This window comes from Stenotrophomonas sp. 22DLJC03 (genome assembly GCF_056861405.1).
In genome coordinates, this window is sequence record NZ_JBSPUG010000002.1 from 947,063 (window position 1) to 973,377 (window position 26,315).

Genomic DNA, 26,315 nt, shown 5'->3' on the forward strand with positions numbered 1-26,315 from the left:
GTTCTCTCTCAGCGCGGGGACGGGCAGCCCAGCATGCCCAGGTCGATGGCATCGGCCATGCGCCGGTAGCCTTCGTCATTGGGGTGCAGGTGGTCGCGAGTGATGTCGTTGGGCAACGATTCCGCGGCCTTCGGGTCACGCAGCGCGGCATCGAAATCGATGATGCCATCGAACCCGGTCTTCCCGCCGCGTGCCCACTGGTTGATCGTTGTGCGGGTCGCTGCGGACACGGGCTCATAGCGCTCGGAGCCGCCGAATGGCGTCAACGTACCCAACCAGGCGCGGATGCCATGTGCCTGCAATCGCGTCGCCGCCTGCTGGTAACCCAGCAGCATGTCTGCCGCAGTGCGGCCCGGCACCGGCTGCGTACCGCCGCCATGGCGGATATCGTTGATGCCTTCGAACAGGATCACCTGATCGGCATCGGCCACCGCGATCACATCGCGATCCAAACGTGACAGGGCGCTGTGGCTGCGGCCATGGTCGAGCAGCTTGTTGCCGCTGATGCCCTGGTTGAGCACCACGAAGCGGTCCGGACAGGCCTGCTGCAGCCGCTGCGCCAGGCGTTCCGGCCACTGGTTGAAGGTGCCGCGACGGGCGGTGGCACCTTCCGTGATGGAATCGCCAAGTGCCACGATCACCTGGGGACGATCAGTGCGCTGCACCATCACTGCCGAGAACACGTTCTGCTGGTAGCTCAGCCGCACGCTGTCGGCAACCGATGTCTGCCTGCCGTCCGCTACCCGCACTTCGGTGCGGCGCACGGCGGGATGGGTAGGCTGCGGGAAGTAGGCCGTCACGCTGATCTCCTGCAGCGGCGCCACCGGCATCGGTACCGGGTCGCTCAGTAGCGCGGCACCCACCGGCACCTCGATGACAGCGCGGCCATCCACCGTTACCGGCAGAGGAGCGGACTTGCCGTTCTTCACTCCTACGCGCAGGTCCTCGACCCGTAACGGCGCCGTGCCGAGTTCGTTGCTGATGCGCAGCCGCAGTGCGTCCCCGCGGCTGCCGACGCGGATGTCCTGGCGTACGGTCTGTGCGGCGAACTGTACCGGCGCCTCGGGTGTTCCGTCCTTGCGGTCGGGCGCCGGTGACGCGGTCCATGCGGTGACCCAGACCGGCGCCGCCCATGCGGCGGGGGCGGTCATGGCGGAACAGAGTGTCAATGAAAGTAGAAGTGTCCAGCGCTGCATGGGCAGGAGTCCGGTCAGGTATCAGGAGAAGTAGGTGCCGCCGTTGACGTCCAGGTTCGCGCCGGTGATGAAGGCCGCCGCATCCGAGGCCAGGTAGACCGCCGCATCCGCCGCTTCTTCCGGCAGGCCCTGGCGGCGCAGCGGAGTGGCGCCCGCCACCGAAGTGCGCACTTCCGGCTTGGTGAACTGGTCATGGAAGCGGGTGGCGATCATGCCGCAGCACAGCGCGTTCACGCGGATGCCCTTCGGACCCAGCTCCTTGGCCATGGCGCGGGTGAACGTCATCACCGCCGCCTTGGCGGTGGCATAGATCGACGCGCCAGGGCCACCACCATCACGGCCGGCCTGCGAGGCGAAATTGACGATGGCCGCGCCTTCGCGCATGTGCGGCACCACCGCGTGCGTGGTCAGGTAGGTCGAGGTCAGGTTCAGGTCCATCACGGTGTGGAAGAACGCCGGGTCGATCTCGGCCAGCGGTCGACGCTGCACCATGCCACCGGCCACGTTCACCAGCAGGTCAATGCGCTCGCCGAACGCCGCCTGTGCCGAAGCGACCAGGCCGGCCACGGCAGCGGCATCGGTGACGTCGGCGCGATGGGCGATAGCCTGGCCGCCGGCCGCCTCGATGATCGCCAGCGTTTCCAGTGCACTGGCTTCGTCATTGGCGTAATTGAGGCAGACACGGGCGCCTGCAGCGGCCAGCTTGATCGAGACGGCGCGGCCGATATCGCGGCCACCGCCGGTGACAATGGCCACCTTGTCCTGGAACGACATGCGGAAAACTCCTTGGTTTGCGGGGGAATGGATGTACTTGGAAGAGAAGGAGACCCAGGCTCAGCCGCCGCGACGGTCGAGCTTGTGGATCGGCCCGGTCCACCACCACAGTGCAGCCAGCGACAGCGGCACCAGCGCGGCGACGAGGATGAAGATCGGGGCATAGGAGTGGCGGGTCAGCACCGGCACCAGCCAGGTGGTGATCAAGGTGCCGGCGACCGCCGCCAGGCCACCCAGGCCGGCCAGCGTGCCCACCGAGCGACCGTCGAACAGATCGCCGGGCAGGGTCTGGATGTTGCCGATGGCCACCTGGAAGCCGAACAGCACGGCGGCGATCGCGAGCACGGCCAGCAGTGGCTGGTTGGCCAGCACCGCGCCCAGCAGGGCGGGGGCCATGATCACGCAGCCCAGCGTGATGGCCAGCTTGCGTGCACGGTCCACGCTGTGCCCGGCGCGGATCATGCGACCCGACAGCCAGCCGCCGCTGAGGCTGCCCAGCATTGCGCCGACAAACGGCACCCAGGCGAACAGGCCGATCTGCTTGATGTCGAAGCCGAACGTTTCAGCTAGGTAGATCGGCAGCCAGGACACGAACAACCACCAGATCGGGTCCAGCAGGAACCGACAGGCGAGCATGCCCCAGCTCTGGCGATGGGCCAGCAGCTCGCGTACGCTGGCTTTTGGCGCCGCCTCTGTCTGCTGCCCGGCCTGGTCTTCCTGGATCAGCCGGCGCTCGGCATCGCTCACCCACGGATGCTTGTCTGGCCCGGCTCGGTACACGAACAGCCACGGCAGCAACCACAGGAAGCCGATGGCACCAACCAGCACGAAGGTGCCGCGCCAGCCCAGCCACAGGTACAGGCCGGCGATGGCCGGTGCGGAGACGATCGCGCCGATCGACGCACCCGCGTTGAACACGCCTTGCGCCAACGCGCGTTCGCGCGCCGGGAACCACTCGGCATTGGCCTTCACCGCGCCGGGCCACGCGCCTGCCTCGCTGATGCCGAGCATTGCCCTCACCAGGCTGAAGGACAGCATCGAATGGGTGATCGAGTGCAGCGCGATGGAGATCGACCACACGCTGATCGACAGGGCGAAACCCAGCCGAGTGCCGATCATGTCGAACAGGCGCCCGAACAGGAACTGGCCGGCGGCGTAGAACAGCATGAACACCGTTACCAGCAGGGCATAGTCGTCCTTGGTCGCGCCTACTTCCTTGGCGATTTCCGGCCACATCACCGCCAGCGCATTGCGGTCGATGTAGTTGATGACCGTAGCCACGGCGATCAGGCCAACGATCAGCCAGCGTACGGCCGACCGTACCGGCACCTTGCGCAGATTGGTCACCACCGCAGGGCCGTTCATTTTCCATCGCCCTTGCTGCGGTCGATGCGCGCGTGGCTGCCGCTCCAGCGGTAGGCATGGCCGTCTACGGTCACGCTGTGCTCGCCCTTGGCGCTGCTGTCGTCGGCCACGCCCAGCGCGATGCGTGCACCGCTGGCCAGGCGCAGCTCGATCACTTCTGCGTCGCTGCCACGGGTGCGCACCACCTCGCGGATGCGGCTGTCGGCACCGTGCACGTACTCGGCGGCGCCGTTGTACTCGCCGTGGGGTTCCAGCACGCTGAAGAAAGTCACATCCTTCTGTCCTTCCACGCGCTGCAGCAGTGCAGGTTCACGGCGCAGGTTGAATTCGGGATCGTTGGCGCCGCTTTCCACCAGCAGTGCCTGCGATGGTGCGCTGCTGCCGAAACGATAGGTGTAGAAGCGGCCGTCAAGCAGCCACGCCAGCGTGCGCGGTTCGTTGCCTAGCTTGCTGCGGGCATCCAGCCACAGGTGCTGGTAACCGTTGTCCGCACCCAGTACCGGGCGCTGTGCGGGGAAATGCTCGGCCTCGAAGCCGGTGCTGACGATATGCCCGTTGAAGTGCAGCGGCAGGTCGTAGCGCGCGGTCTTGTCACCGTGTACCTGCATCAGGTCCAGTATCACCGGAAGGGCAAGGTCCGGGTGGCGCAGCAGTGCCTGGGTACGGGTGAAGACCACGCCAGGGTAGGCGTCGCGCATCGTTGCCGAGGCGATCTGGGTATCGGTGTCGGCCTGGAAGAAACGCACCTGCGGCGCATGTTCCTCGCCGCGCTTCCAGTCGCCCTTGAAGTGGCTCTGCTCGTCCACCACCAGGGTGTTGTGGGCCACGGTCTGCTTGGCCCAGCTGCGGTTCTCGGCCAGGTAGATGCCGCCGCGCTTGGCTTCCACGTTGAGGAAGCGGGCGGCGCCGTAGTCGGTCACCACCGGGTTGCCTTTGTCGTAGAACAGCCAGTTGAGCTTGTCGAAGTGGCCATGGCCCATGCCCTGCATGGTGTCCTTCTGCACCAGCGCCTGGCCGCGTTCGCCGTTCATGCGCAGGATCGCCAGGCCGCCGCGATCGCCGTCGGGCCCGTCGCGCAGCAGCATCGGTCGATAGTCGAAGGGCTTGGACTTGTTGGCGGCCAGTGCCTGCGCCACTTGCAGGCCTTCGGGGGACAGCAGCAGGCGCTTCTGCTGCTGTGCCACCGACAGCAGACGATCGTCGCCGGTGCGTGCATAGGCGATGCCGATGCCAGCCACCAGCTCCTCGGTATCGATGCCTTTGTCGAGGATGGCGTCGTTGATCGGGAAGAACAGGCCGCCGTAGCTGGTCTGCACCAACACGTCCACTGCCTTCAGCAGTACGCCATCGCGACGCTGGAAGATCTTCCGCTGCGGCTCGTTGCGCTCGATGGCGTTGGCGAACAGCAGGAACGGCGCCAACGCATAGCGCTGGTAGTAGGGGCCTTCCTCGTAATAGCCATCGGGCGAGAACAGCAGGTCGATCTGGCGCAGGAAGCCAAACTGGTCGTTCTTCTGGCTGCCACGCAGGGATTTCTCCACCAGCTCCGGGTCGCGCAGCACGTAGCCGGTCATGCCGGTCGCAGCCACCGCCCAGGTCGCATGGTTGTGGATCTGGTCGTAGTTCTTCGGCTCGCTCACCAGGAACTCCGCCATCGGTCGCAACACCTTCGATTCGATGGTGTTGCGATCCTCGGTGGACAATGCATCACGGATCGCGTCGTAACCCTGGATGGCGTTGACCAGCCACACCGAATCGTTCAGTACCTGCCAGAACACGCGGCCGGGAATCTGCCCGCGGCCTTCCGGGTGCGGCCCAAGCGTGGGGTAGAGCTTCGCGTACTGCAGCAGCATGTCGCGCGCGTAATCAACATAGGCCTTGTCGCCGGTCAGCCGGTACAGCGTGCCGGCCGCAAGCAGCGCCTGGTAGTTGCGCTTGTGCTGTTCATGGGTGCGGCCACCGCCTTTGTCCCTGGGCACCGGCACGTCGATACCGGCTTTCATCATCTGCTGCAGAGTCTTCTGCGAGCGTGCCTGTTCCTTGGCAAACCACGGGTAACGGCTGCCTTCGCTGGCCATCTGCTGCCATTGCGCGGCAGTCACCAGCACTGGTGAGGCATCGGCCTGGCGCGCTGATGCCGAAGGTGCCGCCAGCAGCGGCGCAGCGGGAAGCAGGGCGAACGGAACGGTCAAGGCCAGGACCAGGGAAACGGACAACGGTTGCAACCTCATCGATCAACTCCGGTGCTGGTGCGTGACAGGGCAACCTCGCCCACCTTGGGATACCAGTCCACCCCGGTTGCTGTGCGCGCCGTCATCGCCAGGCCGGGATCGGCGCCGGCAGTGGGCAGGGCGGGCGCGGGTACCCATAAATCGTTGGCGGACTGCTGCAGGGTGATCGTGCGGCCTTCGACACCGCCGGGAAACACCGGGCTGGCCTGCGGTGACTGCACGTTGCCGCTGAAGCTGATGCCGGCCAGCGAACTGGCGGCGTTGGGCGGGTTCCTGCTGGTGCGGTTGACGATCAGGTTGCCGGTGAAGCGACTGTTGCTGGCGGCCACCACGATGCCCTTGGCCTCGTCATGGCCCACGCCGAAACTGATCTTCGCCACATCCACGAAGGTATTGCGGCTGATCGTGGCATTCACCACCGGCGCATAGCCGGACAGCGGCGGATCGGCCTGCGCGTCCATCACCGCCAGCGCGGAACGGTTGCTGGAGCCGGCCAGTCGTTCGAAGTAATTGTTGCTGACGGTCTGGTCGGCATTGATGATGCGCACGCCACCGGTGCCGGCCTTGTCATTGCCGAGGAAGACATTGTCGATCACGCGGTTGCCGTTGCCATGGCGCAGCGTGAGCGCGCCAGCCGAGCGGTAGAACACGTTGCCGCGGTAGGTATTGCCGCCGGACTTGTTGCTGATGATCTCGGTCTCGCCGTCGCAGCCTTCGAACCAGTTGTTCTCCACCGTACTGTTGGAATCGCTCAACGAGGTGTCGCTGGTGCCGACGCGGATCGTTTCGCCACCGTTGACGCCCAGCGTCGGGCGCGGCCCGAACCAGTTGTGGTCGATACGGTGCTGGTTGTCCAGGCCCTGGGTGGCATCGCGCACCACCACCACGGTCGGCCCGGCATTGGTCTTGCCGCGCAGCTGGCTGTGGTCGAGGCGGTTGTGGCTGCCATAGAAGGAAACCCAGTAGTCCTGGTCGCTGGCATCGGGGTTGGTGTAGTCGTCGATCACCAGGCCGGTGACGCGGCTGCTGCTGGCGACCGCCTTGCTGGATTCGCGGAACGCCACCACCGCGTCGCCGGGTGCGTAGCCGTTGCGGAACACCAGATTGGACACCTGCAGGTAGCTACCCGCCAGGCGCAGGTCCGAGCGTCCGCTGAGGACGACCTTGCCGGCCGTCTGCGCGCGCAACACGATCGGCGCGGCTGCCGTGCCCTGGCCCTTCAGCAGCAACCGGGCGTCGGTCCAGATGCCGTCAGCCAACACGATCTCATCACCGGGCTGCAGCGCCGAGGCGGCCGTAGCGAACTCAGCGACATCGTGGACGAGCCAGCTGGCTGCACTTGCCGCTGAAGTGGTCAGGCACATTGCCAGACCAGTGGCCAGGCAAAACAGTGATGAATTATTGAGCGGGTGTCGCACGAGCGAGCGAATGCGCATGAAGTCCTTCCAGAGGCGGCCGTGCCGTCGTTTCAGGGTGGGCGTGCATACCACTTCGGCGTCCTTTGTAAGCCAGCTTTGGCGCAAAGTCATGCTGCACAAGCACATTAAATGGCGGACAAGTGGTATGAGACAAAGGCATTTGAACAATTGCATACCAGTTGGTTGACATTTTCATGTCGCCGTGCCGAAGCTGCATCCCACGCCTGCCGTGCAGGCGATCCTTTGGGAGGAGGAAACCATGCGGCGACCCGCCGGAGCAGTGCACAGCATCTCGTTGTCCCCCACACCGCTGATCGTGGCGCTGCTCGCCGCATTGGCGGGCATACCCACTGCCCAGGCGCAGTCAGGCAAGGACGGGGCGGGGCAGGATCCCACCACGCTGGACCAGGTGCAGGTCACCGGCATCCGCGAGTCCATGCAGAGTTCGATCAACAAGAAGCGCGACGACACCGTCATTGCCGATGTGCTCTCCGCCGACGACATCGGCGACCTGCCGGCGCCGTCGCTGGCCGATGCCATCGAGACCCTGACCGGTGCCGCCTCGACCCGCGACAAGACCGGTGCCTCGGAGATCTCGATCCGTGGCCTCGGCGCCTTCCTCAGCAGCACCAACTTCAACGGTCGCGAGATCACCAACGGCAGTGGCGACCGCTCGGTCAACTTCAACATGTTCCCGGCCGAGCTGATCAACACGGTGGCCATCTACAAGACCCAGCGCGCCGACATCATCGAAGGTGGCGTGGCCGGCACCATCGGCCTGGAAACGGTACGGCCATTGGAGTACGGCAAGCGCTCGGCGCAGATCGATATGCGTGGCAGCTGGGCCGAGTATGACAAGAAGTACCGCGACGACGACGGCATCGGCTACCGCGGCACCGCCAGCTACATCGACCAGTTCGAGTTCGGCAATGGGCAGAAGCTGGGTATATCGCTGGGCTTCCAGCGCCTGGAAGGTACCGATCCGGAAGAAGGCATCACCAGCGGTTCCACCTGGTATGCCTGCGATGGCACGCAGAACGTGGCCAATGCCAACTGTGGCGAAGTCAGTGCACAAGCCATCGCCAACGGTGCGCCGTATTACCTGGTGCCGAGCAGCCGCATCTACCGCCTCAAGCAGGAGCGCAACGATCGGCAGAGCGAGTTCGCCGCACTGCAGTGGCGGCCCAATGACGTGGTCGAATTGAATGTCGACTTTGAGCACACCCAGCGCAACTGGTACGAGAACCGCAGTGACCTGAGCCTGTCCAATGCGCGCCGCGGCATTACCCAGCGCGAGGTGGACGACGAGGGTATCGTGCGCCACCTGCATGGCAGCACTTCGGTCGATTCCACCTCCAACCGCTATTGGCGCGGTGAGGAATACACCGGTGGCGGCCTGAATCTGATCCTGCGGCCAAGCGCGGCGTGGGAACTGTCCACCGATCTTTCCTACTCGCACACCAATCGTCTCGACAGCGAGCGCATGACCCGGCTGCGCGCCAACCAGCGCGACGTCAACAATGCCATCGTTCCCGGCATCAGCAGTGGCGCCACCGGGTACGTGGACTACGACTGGGACTGGCATGGCGAAGTGCCCAGTGTTGCCCTGGCGCCGAACTTCGACCCCAACAACTGGGACGCCTACACCGGCGCGGCGCGCGTCACCTCCAGCGCAACGGAGAACGACCACAAGATCAAGGCCGGCCGCTTCGATGCCAGCTTCATGCCGGAGTCGGGCTTCTTCACTCGCATCAAGGGCGGCGTGCGCGCCAGCCAGGCCGACTACCGCCTGCGAGACAACACCCTGGTGACCGACTACGACCAGCGCGTGGCGGCCGACAAGGCGAAGATCATCGCCGCCAACCAGGCCTGCCGCGCGCCGTTCCCGCAGGATGACTTCATGGATGCGGCCAGCGGCAACACGATTTCGTCCTGGGCGTACTTCGATCCGAACTGCCTGTACCAGTCGTTCCGTGGCAGCCTGGACAGCGGCCTCGATCCGGGCTTCCAGGATCCGAACAATGTCGATATCACCGAGAAGACCCGCGCGCTCTACCTGATGGGCGAGTTCAGCAGCTCGTTGTTCGGGCTGCCGGTGACCGGCAACCTGGGCCTGCGCTGGGTGAAGACCGATGTGCGTTCCGAAGGGGTACGTACCGGCCTGCGCATTGAAGACAACGGAGACGGTACGATCCGTCTGCAGCCCACCGGCGACTACAGCACCCAGGTGTTCAAGGCGGGCAACGACAAGCTGCTGCCCAGCCTCAACGCGGCGTTCGAGCTGCGGCCGGATGTCCTGCTGCGGGTCGGCGCCTACCGCGCGATGTCCCGTCCGGACATTTCGGCACTGGGAGCGGGGCGCACCATCAACGTCAGCAGCGACGCCACCTACGGCAACCTGGCCGATGCGCTGGACGACATCAGTGCCAGTGGCAACCCGGCGGCACAGCCGCTGATGTCCTGGAACGGCGACCTTTCCCTGGAGTGGTACCCGAACCCGGACACGATGCTGGCCGGCGCGGTGTACTGGAAGCAGTTCAACGGCGGCACGGCCACTGCGCTCGTGCCGGAGACCTACACCATCGACAGCCAGAGCGTGACCGTGCCGGTGCGGCAGCAGGTGACCACCGACGAAGACAGCACGCTGACCGGCTTCGAGCTGAGCGCTACCCATCGACTGTCGTACCTGCCCAAGCCGTTCGACGGGCTGGGCTTCAAGGTCAGCTACAACTACGCCGATGCCGACTACCAGACCCAGGATTCGCGGCTGGGCGAGCAGCTGGCCAGTGATGGCACGATCATTCCGGCCATCGTGCCACCGGCGGGTCTGAGCGGTTTCTCGCGGCACGTGCTGTCCGGTTCGATCTACTGGGACGTTGGGCGCTTCAACATCCAGGCCATCGGCAAGTTCCGCTCGCACTATTACCAGGACTTCACTGGCAATACCGCTCAGCAGAACCGCTACTACGACGACAACACCAGCGTCGACCTGCGCCTGCGCTACCGGGTAAACAAGCAGTTGTCGCTGTCGCTGGAACTGATGAACCTGACCAACGAGCCGCGCGTGGCCTACCAGCCGCTTTATGGGAACTTCCGCGAAGTGGTGACCTACGGGCGGCGTGCGTATTTCGGTGTACGATACAAGTTCTGAACAGGGCGGCGCGGCCAGTGGTCGCGCCGTCGCTCCAACCGGACCCTTGCCGGCCGCGGTGGCAGGGCAGGGACCCGGAGGGAATCGCCAAGGGTCAGCCGCATGTCCGCCAACCGCCTTTACCAGACCATCGCCGCCAAGCTCCGCAAGCTGATCGAGGACGGCGAATTTCCGCCGGGCTCGCGCCTGCCGGGCGAACGTGAGCTGGCCGAACGGTTCGGCGTCAGCCGGGTGACCATCCGCGAGGCCGAGATCGCACTGGAAGCACAGGGTTGGATCGCCATCCGCATCGGCTCCGGCGTGCATGTGAAGCCGCGGCCGACGCAGGTCCCGGGTGGGTTGCCGGATGTCAGTGCCTTCGACCTCACCGCTGCCCGCGCGGTATTCGAGGCCGAGGCTGCCGCGCTGGCCGCCAGCAACCTGGATGATGCCGGCATCGCCGAACTGCAGGTGCTGGCCGAAGCGCTGTGCCGTCGCGACCTGAGCGACGAGGAAGCCGGCGAGTACGATCGCCGTTTCCATCTGACCATTGCCCGCCTGTCAGGCAATCCGGTGGTGGAGTACTTCGTGCAGCAGATCTGGCGCATGCGCAGCGAGCTGCCGCGCGTCACCGAGGTCTATTCGCGGGTCTGCCATGACGATGGCGCCAGCCGAGCCGACGAGCACATGGCCATCTTCGAAGCGCTGCGCGCCCGTGATCCGGTGGCGGCACGCAATGCGATGCGCCATCACTTCCAGCGCCTGTTCGAAGCGATGCTGCAGGCCACCGAGAGCCAGGCGCTGGAGGAGATCCGCCGCCGCACGCAGCAGGATCGCGAGCGGTTCATGGCGACGACGCGGATTTGAGTGGCGATTCTTCGCGGGACCGGCAACGACCAGCTGATCAGCCACAAGCCGTACACGCTGCGTGGCGCCACGCCGAGCCGGCGGAAGATGGCGGGCCTGCGCCTGGAAGCGAGCAGCTGGAAAATTCCAACCAGCAGCCGCTTGACGCTAATGGTTGATACGGTGGACCTGCGGTATGCGGGCATCAGCCAGTTGGGTGGCACGGTGACGTTCAGTTCACCGGCAAATGCGCCTTCGGTGTTGAAGGTGCAGTTGTATTGAAGTGGAGAGGTGCGAAATCTCTGAAAGATTTCGTACCTCTTCGCCCGGCAGAACTATTTCCTGATTTCCGCGATGACGGGCGCGATATCAGCCACCGATACCAATCCGGTTGTAAATACCTGATGGAAGACGCCATTGGTAGTGTCTTCGTGCTTTTCCTGCTTGCTGACAATGCCAGCCAAGCACCCGGTCGCCTCGTCAAATACTGACGCGCCGCTTGTTCCAGGAGCCAGATACGTCGTAACTGAGTGTGATGTCACGACGCCGCGATAAATGCTTGATCTATCAAACGAGCCATGGGTGGGAATTACAACAGCCAGGCCGGATTGATTTGCAGCAGCGACGCTGACTTTCTGTCCTGGTTGCAGAGGCGTCGAGCATAGCTTGAGGGGGGCTGCGCTCCTGCGGGCACTTGCGTTCGCGCTGGGGTCAACTGCAAGTACAGCGAGATCAAGTTCGGAAGGGTGCGAGGCCGTTACCACCTTGGCTGGCAGGTTGCCAAGCGGGGTCACAATCTCGATGGTCAAGCGTTCATTTTCCCGAAGATCGTCCGGGAAGAGATGTGACGCAGTGATTACAGTGTTGCCATCCAGCCAGGCCCCGGTTCCAGACACCTCGCCTGAGCGCTCCGGCAGGGCGATCTTGATGTGGACGGCCCGTTGGAATGCTGCCTCCGGTCCTGACTCCTGTGCGTGGCTATGGACAGGCGCCAGCAGGGACGCTGACAGTATGCTTCCATACAGAATGCTGATTTTGCTCACCACTTTCACTCTATTGATCAAGGAAGCGCTGGGTCCATAATGGGCGCAGTCGCAATTCTTTATCGGCAGCATGTGTCATTCGTTTAGGCCCAATGTGCACGGCATCAAGAGAATGCCGCGAACTTCGAATCTATTGTCCATGGCGATCAATATGCATAGGTGGCTGATGCGTGGAGGAGTATTCGGAGAACGGGGGAACATCATGAAGGTTCAATCTCCGAGCTCATCCATCTGCTCGCCAGTCAGCGACAGTATACAGGTGGTTACTTTCCGGCAATGGTCAGTCAGGGCGAGAGCGTCGGGCGTCAACTGCGATCGATTGGCGAAAGTGGAGTCGACCGGACAATGGACGACTTCCGGCATCGACCCGCCTTGCACGGCAACGGACGTCGCCCGCGTTCCAGTGAATGCGCTTCGATCAGATGATGCTTGGATCAGACCCCACATCATGCAGCCCCCGCAGCTTCTTCTTATTGATCTTGCCCACGCTGGTGCGCTCGATCGAATCCACGAAACTGACCCGCTCCGGAATCGCATAACGTGAGATATCCCCGGCGCGGCTACGGGCTGCGATCAGTTCGATGATCTCTGCCTCGCTTACTTCACTGCCCGGCTGCCTGACCACCAGCGGCAACGGCCGCTCGCCCCATTTCGTGTCGGCGATACCGATCACCGCGACTTCGTTGACCGCCGGATGCAGCGCGATGATGTCCTCCAGCGCAAGCGATGAAATCCACTCGCCACCGGTCTTGATCACATCCTTGATGCGGTCGGTCACGCGCAGGTAGCCGCCGCTGTCGATGTTGCCGATGTCCCCGGTGTGCAGGTAGCCGCCTGCCCACAATTCCGCCGATGCGTCCGGATTGTGCAGGTAGCCCTGGGTGAGCCAGGGTGCCCGCACCACGACCTCGCCGGTGGCGATGCCATCGTGGGCGACATCGTTCATGTCCGGATCGACAATGCGCAGGTCCACCAGCGGTACCGGAATGCCGGCTTTGGTGCGCAGCGAAAGAACCTCATCCGTATCGGTCACGGCATCCGCATCGATCTGCGCCAAGGTCAGAAGCGGGCAGGTCTCGGACATGCCGTAGCCACCGAAGATGTCGATGCCGCGTGCCAGTGCCCGCTGCGCCAATGCCCGCGGCAGGGCCGCGCCGCCGATGATCACCTTCCAGTTGCCCAGATCAGTGTCCGCGGCGAGCGGGTGCTCCAGCAGCATGTGCAGGATGGTCGGCACGCAGTGCGAGAAGGTCACTTTCTCGCGGGCGATCAATGCCAGCAGGTTGGCTGGCAGATAGCGGCCGGGGTAGACCTGCTTGATGCCCAGCAGCGTCGCCACATACGGCAGGCCCCAGGCGTGCACGTGGAACATGGGGGTGATCGGCATGTAGACATCGCCGCGGTGCAGGCGTCCCTGGTTGGCCGCGCTGCCCAGCGCCGCCATCCCCGTCAGCGAGTGCAGGACCAGCTGCCGATGGCTGAAGTAGACACCTTTTGGCAGGCCGGTGGTGCCGGTCGTGTAGAACACCGTTGCGCGGGTGTTTTCGTCGAAGTCCGGGAAATGGGTGGTCGCAGTGGCAGCCCGCAGACCGGCCTCGTACTCGGTCACGAAACCGTCTGGCAACGGGCCGCCGGCATCGTCCAGCAGGATGCGCGTGCGCAGGTCCGGCAATTGTCCGTCGATGCCTTCCAGTATCGCCAGGAACTCACGGTTGGCGAGGATCACCCGTGCACCGCTGTGGTTCAGCGTATAGGCGATCTGCTCGGGCGCCAGGCGCACGTTCACCATCATCAGCATCGCGCCGATCATCGGCACGGCGAAGTACGCTTCCAGATAGCGGTTGCTGTCCCAGTCCATCACCGCAACCGTATCGCCGTGCTTCACCCCCAACGAAGTCAGCAATCCGGCCAACTGGCCGATGCGCGCCTGCAGGGTGCGGTAGTCGAAGCGGACCGAATCGCCATAGACGATCTCCTGGTCAGGATTCACCGCAAGCGGCGTGTGCAGCAGTTGCTTGATCAGCAGCGGATAGGCAGAGGCATCGGGAGCGAATGGCATGGGGTGACCTCGTGGGCGGCCTGTCAGTGGCCGGTCTTCATTCGTCCACACTAGCAATCCCGCCTGAGCGCGCCAGCGTACCTAGGTACCCCTGTCCAACGGCAGACGATTTGCTACTCTCGCCTTGCCATGCCGACCCTGCTCATCGCCGATGACCATCCCTTGTTCCGCGCGGCACTGCATCGCGCGGCCGAAGAGGCGGTCGCCGATCTGCAGATCAGCGAGGCCGACTCGCTGGACAGCGTGCTCGAGGTCCTGGAACACCAGCAGATCGACCTGATGCTGCTGGACCTGCACATGCCCGGCAACCATGGGCTTGCCGGCCTTGCGACCATCCGTGCATTGCAGCCGGGACTGGCGATCATCATCGTCTCGGCCAACGAAGAGCCGCAGGTGATCCGCCGCGCAGTTGACCTGGGCGCGGCCGGCTACCTGCCCAAAAGTTCCGGACTGAACGAGCTGCAGTCCGCGCTGCGGTCGGTACTGGAGGGCGAACGCTGGATTCCTGCACTGCTGCGTGAGCCAGTGGCGCGGGTGGCGCCCTTCAGCAAGGATGCCGACCTGGCCGCGCGCCTGGCCAGCCTGTCCGCACATCAGTACAAGGTGCTGAGCCTGGTGGCCGAAGGACTGCTCAACAAGCAGATCGCCGACCGGTTGGGTGTACAGCTGCGCACCGTCAAGGCGCACATGACGCGTATCATGGAGCGACTGGGAGTCCGCAACCGTGCACAGGCGATCCGCGTGCTGCACGAAATGGGACTGGCCGATCCGTCCCGGCAGATTGAAGGTACCCAGGACACCTGATCTCTCAGGATGTTGCTGTGCCAGGTGCTGCCAGCAGATGGTTGATCGCCCAGCGCAGCGCCAGTGGCTTGAAGGGCTTGTTCAACAGTGAAAGTCCTGCCGCACGCACCGCCTCGCGCGTGTCGCTGCCGGTATCGGCGCTGAGAATGACCGTTGGCCGCTGCCCATGCTCGGCTTGCAGCCGCTGCCAGAGCGCTACGCCGGTATCGCCATCATCCAGGTGGTAGTCGAACAGCCACAACGCGGCCGCATGCGCTGACGCGCCGACCTCGCTGGCGGCACGCACCGCGACCACTTCGCAGCCCCAGGCCAGCAGCATCTGCCGCATCGCCTCCAGCGCGTCCGCGTCGTTGTCGACCACCAGCACGCGGATGCCCTTGACGGTGCTGGTACCCGCTGCGGCGGGCTCCGTGGGCGGGGCAGCCGGCGGTGCTGCCCGCACCACGCTGATCGAGAACGTCGAGCCGTGATCGAGCACGCTGCGCAACTGCAGCGGCGCATGGAGCAGTTCGGCGATGCGCTGCGCGATGGTCAGGCCCAGTCCCAGTCCCTGGCCGTTGCTGCGGTCGCCGCGATGGAATTCCTCGAACACGATCGCCTGCTGCTCGGGCGCGATGCCGGGGCCACTGTCATGCACGCCAACCAACAGTGCATGGCCATGGCGGCGCACGCCCAGCAGCACGCCACCATGGCGCGTGTAACGGATGGCATTGGCCAGGAAATTCTGCAGCACCCGGCGCAGCAGCAGCGGATCGGTGTGGACCCAGGCACGGGTCCGCAGGTAGCGGAACTGCAGCCCGCGCGCCGCCGCCAGCACCGCGAACTCCTGCGCGAGCGGATCGAGCACGGTCGACAGCGCGAACGCGCGTGGATCGGCCACCAGACCACCGCCTTCCAGCCGGGAGATATCCAGAAGTCCGGATAGCAGGTCATCGGTGGAATCAAGCGCACCGCGGATCTGGCGCAGGAAGCTGTCGAGGAACTCCGATTCGATGTGCTGCGACATCGCATCGGTCAGCAACTGCGCCGCATGCAGTGGCTGGATAAGGTCGTGACCGACCGCAGTCAGGAAGCGTGTCTTGGCAACGTTCGCGCGCTCGGCTTCGTGCACCGCCTGTTCCAGCCGTGCGGTGCGGTCCTGCACGCGGCGCTCCAGGGTTTCGTTGCTGCGCTTGAGTGCTTCCTCGGCCCGGCGGAACGCAGTGACGTCGGTGAAGGTGGCCACGTAACCGCCGCCCGGCATTGGATTGCCACGGATCTCGACGATGGTGTTGTCGGGGAAAATCCGTTCGGACAGATGCGGCGTGCCGCGCTGCATGTGTGCCACGCGGCGCTGCAAGGCCTTGTCGCGGGAGTCACCGGGGCCTTCGCCGATCTTCAGTTCGTCCAGCGCCCAAGCCGTAAGGTTGACCACTGGCTGTCCTACCTGTAGCAGCTCGGGCGGAAACTTGAACAACGCAGCGTACTGACTGTTCCAAGCCACCAACTGCAGCTGCGCGTCGACCACGCTGATGCCCTGGCTCATGTTCTCCAGCGCCGCCTCCAGCAGGCGCTGGTTGAAGCGCAGCACCTGGGTGGCTTCGCCGACTGCACGGGTCACCGCATCCAGTGGCGCTGCACCGCCGTCGCGAGCGGCCTCCACCAGCAGCCTCGCCATGCCCGCACCGACCACAGCGGTCAGTTCGCGTTCGATGGTGATGACCCGGTCGTCATCCAGCAATTGCCCGGCATGCCCGTCCATCAGTTGCCGGGCACGTTCCTGGCCGAGGAAGCGCCCGGCCGTCTTGCGCAGCGAGGCGGCCGCCACCGCATCCCGTCGTCGCGGCAACGAAGGGCGCACCGCGCGCGACACCAGCGCAACCGTCAGCAGGTTCACCGCCAGGCTGGCGCCCATGCTGATGGCGATATGGCCCGGCTGCGGGCGCAGCGAGACCACGGCCAACCAATGCAGTCCGTCGGGGGCGGTCGACGCCGGCGCGGCGGGGATCACCATCGGCAACAGCACCAGCCACAACCAGGCCAGCGAACCCAGCACGATGCCGGCAATGATGGCCGGGGAGGGCGTGCGTGGGCGATACACCGCAAGCAGCACCGCCGGTGCCAGCTGCGAGAGGGCAGTGAATGACATCAGGCCGAAATCGCTGAGTGCCTCGGTGTCGCTCATCGCGCGGCTGTACAGCCACGACATCAGGAACACGGCCAGGATGCCGGCACGGCGGAAGGCGAGCACGCGCGGACGCAGGTCAGCTGCCGCCGCGCCACCGGCAATGCCTTCCAGCAGCCTCGAACCGAAACCATGGTTGCCGAGCATGATCGACAGGGTCAGCCCGGACAGGATCATCATGCCGGTGGCGGCGCTCAGGCTGCCCAGGTAAGCCAGCAAGGCCAGCAGGTGGTGGCCACCGGCCTGCGGCAGCGCCAGCACGTACAGGTCGGGCGACACCGATGCGGGCAGCTGCGCGGCACCGGCCAGCGCCATCGGCACCGACGGCAGCCCGATCAGCAGCAGGTAGACCGGGAACAGCCAGCGCGCCGTCTTCAGGTCCGAGGTCTGGCGCAGCTCGACCACGCCGACATGAAACTGGTGGGGCAGGGTGAACGCGGAGATTGCTCCCAGCGCGACCATGGTGAGGTAGTCCGGCATGATGGCCGGTGGTGGAAGTTGTGCCATCTTTTCCAGCAGCGGCGTGCCCGCCTGGCGCACCGACAGCGCCGCGTAGAGGCCGATGGCCAGCAGCGCCACCAGCTTCAATAGCGACTCCAGCCCCAGCGCGACCACGATGCCGCGATTGGGCTCGGTGGCCGAAGCCTTGCGTGCGCCGAACAGCAGCGTGAACGCGGCCATCGTCAACGCGAACCAGAACGACATGTCCAGCTGCGCGCCGGCAGGCGCGAAGCGATCACCGAGCAGGGCGCCCAGGCCCTGGCTGACAGCCTTCAGCTGCAGGGCGATGTAGGGAATGATGCCGAACAGCGCGACCAGGGTGATGGTGAACCCGAGTCCCCGATCCGCACGCAGCCGCGCGACCACCAGGTCGGCGATGGTGGCACTGTTGTGCTGTTTGGCCAGCCGCCCCAGGCGGAGCAGGAACGGCAGGCCGAAGGCAAATATCAGCGCCATGCCCGCCAGGGTCGGTGGAATCGGGAAGCCCCATTGCAGGCCCTGCGACGCCGCGCCGTAATAGGTCCACGCGGTGCAGTGCACTGCCAGCGACAGCGCATAGATGAGCGGCCACGCCTTCGAAAGCCGATGCCCCCGGCGCTCGCCCCAGAGGGCCACGCCAAACAGCAGTACGGTCCACGCAATACAGGCGAACAGAACGACGGAGGGCGTCAACATCGCTCCAGTGTAGGCAGAGGACCGGGCAGGGTGGTGCTAGGGGGTGAGCACGATCAGTGACAGATGCTCAGCGACCAGTGCCAGCTCGCCATCGGCAACGCGTTCGACAGCCTTGCGCTGGGTAAGCAGCCATTGCCCGGGTTGCCGCGCCTCCAGTGCCACCAGCTGCGAGCGCACCCGCACCTCGGAGCCGCTGGGCACTGGCGCCAGGAAGCGGACCTTGTTCAAGCCGTAGTTGAGCACGTGGGCGATGCCGGAAAAGCCGGCCAGGGCTGCAACATCGTCTTCCACGGTGAGCGAAAGCAGCAGGAAGCCATGCGCGATGGTCTGCCCGCCGGGCAGCTCGGCCCGTGCCCGCAGCGGATCGACGTGGATCCAGTTGTGGTCACCGGTGGCGTCGGCGAAAGTGTCGATGCGCCATTGCGTGATGGGTGTGCAGGCGCCCAGGCGCTCGCTGGCTGCCCATTGCCGCAGCGCATGCAAGGCAGTGGGTAGCGCGTCGATCGGAGCGCCGGCACTCACCGCAGACGCTCCAGCAGCGCCAGGATCGCGTCTCGCGCCTCGGGTTCGGACAGCATCGGCGCATGACCGACATCCGGCACTTCGACCAGGCGGGCGCTTTCCGAGGTCGCGGCCATCTGCCGCGCGACATCGGCCGGCAGGATGTCCGACAGCGCACCCCGGACTACCAGTACCGGCACCCGTGCGGTCAGCCCGCGAACCGCACGCCACAGCACCGGCCGCAGCAACCACAGCAGCCACGGCCGCGTGGTACGGATCACCGCCGGGTCATAGTCCAGCTCCAGCAGGCCATCGCTGCGTGGGCGGAAGGTGCGCACCGCCATTGCCCGCCAGTCATCACTGCTGAAACGCGGGAAGGCGGCCTTGCCGATCGACGCTACGTACGCCGTGGCCTGCTCCAGATCCATCGGCGGCACCGGCTTGCCGGCGTATTTGCCAATCCGTGCCAGCGCCTCGCGCGGCACCTTGGGGCCGGCATCGTTGAGCACTGCACCAGCGATCCGCTCGGGCGCGCGCGAGGCGAGGGTGATGGTGACCAGCACGCCCAGTGAGGTGCCGATGAACACTGCCTTGTCGATGTTCTGCGCGCGCAGCAGCGCGACCATGTCGTCGGCATAGGTGCGCGGGTTGTAGCTGGACGGATCATGCGCACGCTCCGAACCGGCGCGACCGCGGAGATCGACTGCGATCACCCGCCAGCCCACGGCGGCAAGCGAACCGGCAAGCACGTCGAAGTCGGCGCCATTGCGTGTCAGGCCGGGAATGCACACCACCGTGCCGCGGGGCGCCTGCCCTGCATCGGGTGCATGGTCACGCGCGTGCAGGCGCAGGCCATCGTCGCTGTTCCAATACAGATCTACGTAAGACTGCATCATGCAGGGGCTTCCTGGAAATCGTAACGGATGCTCTAGAAATCGTAACGGACGCTGAGACTATATTGGCGTGGTGGACCGTAGAAACCAATCAGCGTGCCCACTGATGGAATGTTGTAGCCAGTGGTGCGGTATTCCTTGTCGGCCAGGTTGGTGCCCTGCAGCGAGAAGGTCCACGCATCATCCAGCCGCCAGATCACGCCGGCATTGACCAGCCCGTAGCCCTGCTGGCGGATCACCGGGCTCAGGTCGGTGGTCGGCCAGACTTCGCTCTGGTAGCTGTAGCTCACCCGTGCCGACAGGTTGCTGCCCTTGGCCAGCTCGGTGCGGTACTCCACGTTGAACGCGCCCGAGAACTCCGGCGCATTGGTGAACTTCATCTGCTTGGCCACATTCATGCCACGGTCCATGTACTCGTCGTACTTGGTGTCCAGCCAGGCGAGGTTGCCGGAGATCAGCCAGTGCTGGCTGGGCAGGTACTGGTACTCGACCTCCAGGCCCTTGACGGTACCCGCGCCGGCATTGGTGAAATCGCCGAAGAAGGAATCGTCGATGCCATCACCATTGGTATCCAGGCCGGTGAACACCGACAGCTGGATGTCCTTGTACTTGTTGTAGAAGGCCGAAAGATTCAGGAACAGGCGCTGGTCAAGGAAGGCCATCTTGCTGCCAACCTCGTAGCTGTCCACGGTCTCGTCGTCGAAGGGCTCAGCTGAGCGCGGCACCGCCACGGCGTTGGCACGGATGTTGTAGCCGCCGGACTTGAAGCCACGCGTGGCCAGACCGTAGACCATGATGTCCGGGGTGATCTGGTAGTCCAGCGAGACCTTGGGGGAGGCGTTCTTGAAGTTGGTCTTCTTGTCGAAGTCCGCGGTCACCGCCACCGGCCGGCTGAAGCCGGGGTCGGCGTAGAGGCGGTTCAGCACGATCGCGCGCTTGTCCTCGTCGGTGTAGCGAGCGCCCACATCCAGTTTCAGCTTGCTGGTCAGGTCGAAGGTCCAGTCCGCATACAGCGCGATGCTGTCGGTCAGCACCTTGCCCTGGTTGTCGGCGAACTGCGCGCTGAAGTAGTTGTTCTGGATCTGCCCACCGGCTTCGCCGCTGAACTGGTACAGGCCGACCACACCGCGCACGCGGCCGCCGGCATCGTAGTTCAGCTGCACCTCGTTGCTGACCTGGTTGTCGCTGTAGGTGCCGCCGACGTCGGCCAGCTTGACCGGGGTGGTGTCGAAGTCGATGTTGGCCTCGCTGTCCGATTCGCGCTTGGCCACCACGTACTTCACGGCGATGTCTTCGTTGGGACGCCAGTTGACCGTGGCCGAGGCACCCTTGGTTTCCACACTGTTGAGGTTGCGCATGCCCGAGCGGATATCGTAGCGGCTGTCCATCGGCGGGTAGGCGCGCAGGAACGGGTTGGGCGCCAGCATCTTCGAACCGCGCATGCCGGACTGGTCATCGATCCAGTCCAGCGCGAACTGCACGTCGAAATCATCGCCCGCATACGCGCCCAGGTTCAGGCGCGCCGCATTGATCTGCTTGTCGCTGACCGGCTGGCCATTGAAGGTGTTCTCGCCGAAGCCATCGTTGTTCATGCTGGCAACTGCCACGCGGGCACGCAGGCCGCTGTCGGCACCGCCGATCGGACCACCGATGGCCGCCTTGGCATCGAGCTGGCTGTAGTTTCCCACGGTGATCTGGGCGAACCCTTCGGTCTGGGTCGGCAGACCGCGCGAGATGTACTTGATCGCACCGCCGATGGTGTTCTTGCCGTACAGCGTGCCCTGCGGGCCGCGCAGCACCTCGATGCGCGAGACGTCGAACACATCCAGCAGCGCGCCCTGCGGACGTGCGATGTAGACATCGTCCAGATAGATGCCGACGCCCGGATCCGCGCCCCAGGTGGGATCGGACTGGCCGACGCCACGGATGTAGGCGGTAACCGTGCTGCTGGCGCCGCGTGCGGCGTAGATGGTCAGGTTGGGCACCTGTGCATCGAGGTCGCTGAGATCCTGGACGTTCATCCTGTCCAGCGCTTCGGAGGTAAACGCGGTGACCGCCACCGGTACTTCCTGCAGGGTTTCCTCGCGCTTGCGTGCGGTGACCTTGATGCTGTCCAGATTGGTGGGTGAAGCCGTCCTGCCTGTCGCTGGCGCCGGCTGTGGCGCCTCCTGTGCCAGTACCGGCCCGGTGGCCAGCAGCGCACCGATCATCAGACTCAGACCATTCCGATTCATCCGTTCCTCCCCCAGGGCATGTCCATTGCGGATGGCCCTCTGCCACCCCTGCAGCCAAGGCTAGCGGTGTCACCGGGCGCCGGCGAGTGGACCTAGGTCCAGTCGGCAGCGGCACCGGGATGCGGATACTGGGCGCGCCCCCACCTGCAAGCGCTACCGGTACTCCTTCATCCACGAACCACGCATGAGGATCTGGCCATGAAATCCGGAATCGATTCAATCAAGGCACTCGCACTGCTGCTGTGCAGCTGGCTGGCAACGGCGGGCAGTGCCTACGCCGCAGGCCCCGCCGGGCATTGGGACATCGGCCTGTACGGCAATCTGTTCGGCGCCCGCGAGTACCAGGTGTGGGTGCCGGCCGGCTACGACGAAACCCGGCCACTGCCGCTGCTGCTGGTGCTGCATGGCTGCGTGACCGGGCCGAACCTGATGGGCGAGGCGTCCGGCTTCAATGACGTTGCCGACAGTGAGGGGTTCATCGTGGTCTACCCCCGGCAGAACGTCACCTCCAACCCGGCACGCTGCTGGAACTGGCAATTGCCGATCAACCAGGCGCGCGACAGCGGTGAGGCCTCGATCCTGGCTGACATTGTGGACAAGGTGAAGTCCGGTTACAGCATCGATCCACATCGGGTCTACGTCACCGGCATTTCCGCGGGCGGTGCGATGACCTCGATCATGCTGGCCTGCTACTCGGATGTGTTCGCCGCCGGTGCCATCCATTCCGGCGGCATGTTCAAGGGCGCGACCACGATTTCCGGTAGTGCCTACGCGTTGCTGGCCGGCAGCATCTACTCGCCGGACAGCAATGGGCGGCTGGCCTGGCAGTGTTCGGGCTCGCCATCGCCGCGTCCGATCCCGGTGCTGGTGTTCCATGGCAGCGCCGATCTCACTGTCAATCCGGTGAACGGGCAGCAGGCCGTGCGCCAGTTCCTGCAGACCAATGACCTGGCCGACGATGGCCTGGACAACGATTCGGTGAAGTACCTGCCGACCAGCACCTACCAGGGGCAGGTGCCGGGTGGGCGCGCTTACACCGTGGATACCTATGCCTATGGTGGCAGGACGCTGGTGCAGCACTACGTGGTGGAGGGCATGGGGCATGCCTGGAGCGGCAGCCAGTCCGGCCTGCCGTTCACCGACCCGATGGGACCGGATGCCACGCTGATCACGTGGTTGTTCCTGAAGGACTACCAGCGCTGAAGGGAAGGGCAGTCCTCGCCGGTGCGGGAGCCATGCGCTCCCGCATCCGTCAGCGTGGCTCCTGTGGCCGCTGATCGTCGGCGTCCGATGCCTGCTGCCGAGTGCCTCGTTCCGCCAGGAAGCGTTTGGGGGGCGCGCCCACGGTTTTGCGGAACATGGTCACGAACGCCCCGGCACTGTCGTAGCCCAGGTCATCGGCGATGGCCTGCACCGTCCGGCCCTTGGCCAGCAGCGGCAGCGCGACCACCACATGCAGCTGCCTGCGCCATCGTCTCACGCTCAGGCCGGTTTCGCCGGAGAACAGGCGCGACATGTTGCGCTCGCTCATGCCGATCCGGCTCGCCCAGACCCCAAGCGTTGCTCGTTCGGCTGGCGTGTCCAGCATCGCATTGGCCAGCCGGCGCAACCTTGCATCGGATGGCATGGGTAGATGGAGCCACTCCGGCGGCGCAGCAATCAGCTCATCCAGGAACACGCCCATCAGGCGGTCCTGCGCGCTGCCGGACGCATACTGCTGGGGAAGGTTGGACGCGCGCTCCAGCAGGGCCTGCATGAACGGAGTGATCGCCATCGCAGCGCATTGCGTTGGCAGTTCCGGAGCCGCCCCGGGTTCCACGAACACCACGAAGCCGTGCGGCCGTCCACTGCTGCTGGCGCGATGGGACAACCCACCGGGGATCCAGATCGCGCCCTGTGGCGGAACCACCCACAGGCCAGCCGCGGTCTCCAGCATGATCAAGCCACGCGTGGTGACCAGCAGCTGCGCCTTCCGATGCGCATGGAAGGGCATCTGCCAGGCATCTGGAATGGGGTCCAGCCCAAGCACCATCACCGGAAGATCGACACGGTCCGGGTAGTCGGGCCCAACCTCGCTCAGCCCCGCAATCGAAATCTCCACGCCGGTACCTACGCCCCAAAGCCACGCCGGGCAGCACGGTGGCGCTTACTCGTCATCGCGTGCCGATCCCGGTTCGCGCCTGTGCCAGACACAGATCAGCCCCATCAGGACATGGATGATGGGTGGATCCGTCCTTCCTGCTTCGGCAGCCAGTGCTTTCTCGCTCACGTTGGCATCCTCTCTGTTCGAGGATCGGTAGCGTAGGCGGCAAGCCGAAGGGCGTCATTCGACAGTTCCGCCAGGTGATTCACCAATCCGGCCATATCTTCAGCCGGGCCAGGCAATCACCACGTGGGCGCGAGCTACAACGCCGGAACCGTGATCCTCTGCAGATCGAGCTTGGCCCGCAGGGCGTAGTGCTTGCGGGTAACCGGTACCACGCAGGTCAGGCGCGGGTCGACATAATCCTTGAACAGCGGCGGCCGCGGCGAAGACAGATAGAACGCGCGATCCTGCTTGACCGCTGCCGGCAGCAGAACCTCGCTGAGATCGCTGTCGGTGGCATCGGTCACGAGGCAGGGTGCATGCCGGAAGCCGAGCTTGCGCAGCAGGTACAAGCGATGGGAACCGTTGGTCAGGATGATACGGCTGCCAAAGCGCGTCGCACTGATCAGGTTGTCGCTGAAACCCAGATAGATGACGACGGCGTGGCTGGCTGCGCCGAATGGTTCATAGTTGGCGATGCCAGCCGGATCGAGGGTCGCCACGTCGAGGAAGCGCAGGTCGTTCGAGGTGGACGCGAAGGTGTAGCTGCCATCGGACTGGGTGAACCGCACTTCCGGATGTGCATGGCTGCCGCTGCGAGCGACAAGCTGCATGATCTCCTGCGCGGTGGGTGAGGCAGTCACTGCAGCCGCCAACTGGTCGATGTGGCGAAGATTGATGCATTCCTGGAAGATCACCAGTCGATCGATCTCGACCATCTGCCAACGGCGCGGCAGGACACTCGTCATCCGGTGCATCGAGGGTTGTCGCAGCGCCTGCTCAGCCAGCGGCAGCATTTCTTCCGGCAGCGCATGGATACCGATCGCGTCTGCCGCATCGCCTTCCTCCCGCTGCAGCCGCAGCACCTCGGCGCGGGCCGTCCGCCAATCCTCCACGAGCGCGGCCTCGTCGAAGCTTGCCGGTGGGCAGCGCTCCCTGGCGAAGCGGATGAACTTCGGCAGAGGAAACACTCCCTTCAACAGAAGCGTGGGATCCAGGCTGTCGTCACTGATCTCGGTGTTCATCCCTCTTGCCTCTCATGGGTCGTATCGACAACGGGCAGGTGGCGTCGTTCATCACGCCAAAATAATATGTTATATCGTAACATTTGAGTGCCTTGGCGGCAATCGCTGTGCAATATGCGGCGATGGCGGCTTGGCTGCTCCGTATCCAATGCAACGCGATCCAATGCAACGCGTGGATACATCCACTGACTAGAGGAGATGTTCATGAACGAGCTGATTGAGCTGGGTGTAGTGGCAGGACAGCAGAACCCTGAAGAACAGGGCGTGGGTGGTGAACTGATCGAGCTGGGCTCGGTGGTTTCGGAAACCAAGGCGCACAACCACGGCACGTTGTGGGATGGCGTGTTCCCGACCACGTCGCCCTGATCTGCCGCACAACGTCGCATCTGCGGTGCATGCCCTGCATGCACCGCTTCTCCGGTTCCGACGCAGGAGCGCATGATGGAGCAGGCTGCCGCCCCTTACTTCCTGTCAAAGCACGCCCACGTCTGCGTCACCGGCGATGCCATGGTGATCCTGGATCAGGCCACGGGCAGGTATCTTTCCCTTGAAAGACGCGGCGCCGCAGGCCTTGGCAACCTCATTCTCGATTGGCCGCTGCGGTCCGATGGCGCAAGCATTCCCACGCTTCTGCAGGCCCTGATCGACCGCCGTTTGATCACAGCAGACCCGCTGCAGGGCAAATCCGCCGCCAGCCCTGCCATTACGCTGCCACGGCATTGGGTGCGCGAGGGCGCGCCTCGTGGCCGTCCACCGATCATGGCGCGGGACCTGCGTCGTTTCATTGTCTCGTGTGCCTATGCCGCCTGCAGCAGAACATTCCTTCCTTTCAGTGCCACGGTGTCTGCCGCGTGCCGTCGAACGGATCACGACCACCGCACGCACGTGAGCATCGAAGAACTGGCGTCGCGGGTTCGGGTGTTCGACTGGCTTCGACCCTTGGCCTTCAGGAAGACCGATGAGTGCTTTCTCTACTGCCTGGCGATGCGCGAGTTCCTGTCGAAGTACGGCATCGTTCCGCGCTGGGTGTTCGCGGTCAGAACCCAGCCGTTCGCCGCGCATTGCTGGCTGCAGCATGGCGATCAGGTGCTGACCGACATTCCCTTCAACCTGCGCCGGATGGTTCCCATCCTTGTGCTGTAACCAAACCT

Annotated in this window: 20 protein-coding genes; 7 read left to right on the forward strand and 13 right to left on the reverse strand. The window is 64.8% G+C overall.

Going from position 1 to position 26,315, the window contains the following annotated elements; translation table 11 throughout:
* Positions 1-8: 8 nt before the first annotated feature.
* The 5 genes from AC13GA_RS10270 to AC13GA_RS10290 are packed head-to-tail and all read right to left on the reverse strand — an operon-like array spanning position 9 to position 6,930.
* Positions 9-1,196, reverse strand: a complete 1,188-nt coding sequence (locus tag AC13GA_RS10270) for a GDSL-type esterase/lipase family protein (RefSeq protein WP_482998024.1) — start codon at positions 1,194-1,196, stop codon at positions 9-11.
* A gap of 21 nt (positions 1,197-1,217) precedes the next feature.
* A complete protein-coding gene (locus tag AC13GA_RS10275; RefSeq protein WP_482998025.1) occupies positions 1,218-1,970 on the reverse strand; it encodes an SDR family NAD(P)-dependent oxidoreductase in 753 nt (250 codons plus the stop codon).
* Positions 1,971-2,030: 60 nt separating this feature from the next.
* Positions 2,031-3,335, reverse strand: coding sequence for an MFS transporter (locus AC13GA_RS10280; RefSeq protein WP_482998026.1), 1,305 nt, complete (start codon positions 3,333-3,335; stop codon positions 2,031-2,033).
* Positions 3,332-5,566 (reverse strand): oligoalginate lyase, encoded by a 2,235-nt coding sequence (locus AC13GA_RS10285; RefSeq protein ID WP_482998027.1) that lies wholly within the window; start codon positions 5,564-5,566, stop codon positions 3,332-3,334. Before AC13GA_RS10285 ends, AC13GA_RS10280 begins: the two co-directional genes overlap by 4 nt.
* Positions 5,563-6,930, reverse strand: coding sequence for a polysaccharide lyase 6 family protein (locus AC13GA_RS10290; protein ID WP_482998028.1), 1,368 nt, complete (start codon positions 6,928-6,930; stop codon positions 5,563-5,565). The genes AC13GA_RS10285 and AC13GA_RS10290 overlap by 4 nt, the downstream gene beginning before the upstream one ends.
* A gap of 313 nt (positions 6,931-7,243) precedes the next feature.
* Here AC13GA_RS10290 and AC13GA_RS10295 point away from each other — a divergent pair, with 313 nt between their 5' ends.
* The 3 genes from AC13GA_RS10295 (at position 7,244) to AC13GA_RS10305 (ending at position 11,242) form a co-directional block, all read left to right on the forward strand.
* Positions 7,244-10,135: a TonB-dependent receptor gene (locus tag AC13GA_RS10295; protein WP_482998029.1), complete on the forward strand. Its 2,892-nt coding sequence runs from the start codon at positions 7,244-7,246 to the stop codon at positions 10,133-10,135.
* 102 nt (positions 10,136-10,237) lie between these two features.
* Positions 10,238-10,981: a FadR/GntR family transcriptional regulator gene (locus AC13GA_RS10300; RefSeq protein WP_046985559.1), complete on the forward strand. Its 744-nt coding sequence runs from the start codon at positions 10,238-10,240 to the stop codon at positions 10,979-10,981.
* A complete protein-coding gene (locus tag AC13GA_RS10305; RefSeq protein ID WP_478473332.1) occupies positions 10,982-11,242 on the forward strand; it encodes a hypothetical protein in 261 nt (86 codons plus the stop codon).
* Positions 11,243-11,295: 53 nt separating this feature from the next.
* On the opposite strand, the gene AC13GA_RS10310 is transcribed toward AC13GA_RS10305, so the two are convergent.
* Both AC13GA_RS10310 and AC13GA_RS10315 read right to left on the reverse strand, forming a co-directional pair.
* Positions 11,296-12,075 (reverse strand): S1 family peptidase, encoded by a 780-nt coding sequence (locus tag AC13GA_RS10310; protein WP_482998030.1) that lies wholly within the window; start codon positions 12,073-12,075, stop codon positions 11,296-11,298.
* A 346-nt stretch (positions 12,076-12,421) separates the two neighbouring features.
* Positions 12,422-14,062 carry a fatty acid--CoA ligase gene (locus tag AC13GA_RS10315; protein ID WP_482998031.1) on the reverse strand — a complete coding sequence of 547 codons (1,641 nt, stop codon included), beginning with the start codon at positions 14,060-14,062 and terminating at the stop codon, positions 12,422-12,424.
* A 129-nt stretch (positions 14,063-14,191) separates the two neighbouring features.
* Between AC13GA_RS10315 and AC13GA_RS10320 the strand changes: the two genes are divergently transcribed.
* Positions 14,192-14,866, forward strand: a complete 675-nt coding sequence (locus AC13GA_RS10320) for a response regulator transcription factor (RefSeq protein WP_046985556.1) — start codon at positions 14,192-14,194, stop codon at positions 14,864-14,866.
* 4 nt (positions 14,867-14,870) lie between these two features.
* Here the strand turns inward: AC13GA_RS10320 and AC13GA_RS10325 are convergent, their stop codons facing one another.
* From AC13GA_RS10325 to AC13GA_RS10340, 4 genes are read right to left on the reverse strand one after another with little or no spacing between them, the layout of a single operon-like run.
* Positions 14,871-18,206 carry a hybrid sensor histidine kinase/response regulator gene (locus tag AC13GA_RS10325; protein ID WP_482998032.1) on the reverse strand — a complete coding sequence of 1,112 codons (3,336 nt, stop codon included), beginning with the start codon at positions 18,204-18,206 and terminating at the stop codon, positions 14,871-14,873.
* A 36-nt stretch (positions 18,207-18,242) separates the two neighbouring features.
* The gene (locus AC13GA_RS10330; protein ID WP_482998033.1) at positions 18,243-18,728 is read right to left on the reverse strand and encodes a MaoC family dehydratase; all 486 of its coding nucleotides are present in this window, start codon (positions 18,726-18,728) and stop codon (positions 18,243-18,245) included.
* A complete protein-coding gene (locus tag AC13GA_RS10335; protein ID WP_046985553.1) occupies positions 18,725-19,603 on the reverse strand; it encodes an alpha/beta fold hydrolase in 879 nt (292 codons plus the stop codon). The genes AC13GA_RS10330 and AC13GA_RS10335 overlap by 4 nt, the downstream gene beginning before the upstream one ends.
* A 32-nt stretch (positions 19,604-19,635) precedes the next feature.
* Positions 19,636-21,834: a TonB-dependent receptor gene (locus AC13GA_RS10340; RefSeq protein WP_482998034.1), complete on the reverse strand. Its 2,199-nt coding sequence runs from the start codon at positions 21,832-21,834 to the stop codon at positions 19,636-19,638.
* Between the two features lie 198 nt (positions 21,835-22,032).
* Here AC13GA_RS10340 and AC13GA_RS10345 point away from each other — a divergent pair, with 198 nt between their 5' ends.
* Positions 22,033-23,037: an extracellular catalytic domain type 1 short-chain-length polyhydroxyalkanoate depolymerase gene (locus tag AC13GA_RS10345; RefSeq protein ID WP_482998035.1), complete on the forward strand. Its 1,005-nt coding sequence runs from the start codon at positions 22,033-22,035 to the stop codon at positions 23,035-23,037.
* 49 nt (positions 23,038-23,086) lie between these two features.
* Here AC13GA_RS10345 and AC13GA_RS10350 read toward each other — a convergent pair whose 3' ends face one another.
* Together AC13GA_RS10350 and AC13GA_RS10355 are read right to left on the reverse strand one after the other, a co-directional pair.
* Complete coding sequence (locus tag AC13GA_RS10350) at positions 23,087-23,935, reverse strand: AraC family transcriptional regulator (RefSeq protein WP_482998036.1); 849 nt, start codon at positions 23,933-23,935, stop codon at positions 23,087-23,089.
* A gap of 302 nt (positions 23,936-24,237) precedes the next feature.
* Positions 24,238-25,164, reverse strand: coding sequence for a hypothetical protein (locus AC13GA_RS10355; RefSeq protein ID WP_482998037.1), 927 nt, complete (start codon positions 25,162-25,164; stop codon positions 24,238-24,240).
* Positions 25,165-25,368: 204 nt separating this feature from the next.
* On the opposite strand from AC13GA_RS10355, the gene AC13GA_RS10360 reads away from it, so the two are divergent.
* Both AC13GA_RS10360 and AC13GA_RS10365 read left to right on the forward strand, forming a co-directional pair.
* Positions 25,369-25,530 (forward strand): hypothetical protein, encoded by a 162-nt coding sequence (locus tag AC13GA_RS10360; RefSeq protein ID WP_169050313.1) that lies wholly within the window; start codon positions 25,369-25,371, stop codon positions 25,528-25,530.
* A gap of 75 nt (positions 25,531-25,605) precedes the next feature.
* Positions 25,606-26,307, forward strand: coding sequence for a lasso peptide biosynthesis B2 protein (locus AC13GA_RS10365; protein ID WP_482998038.1), 702 nt, complete (start codon positions 25,606-25,608; stop codon positions 26,305-26,307).
* Positions 26,308-26,315: the final 8 nt, after the last annotated feature.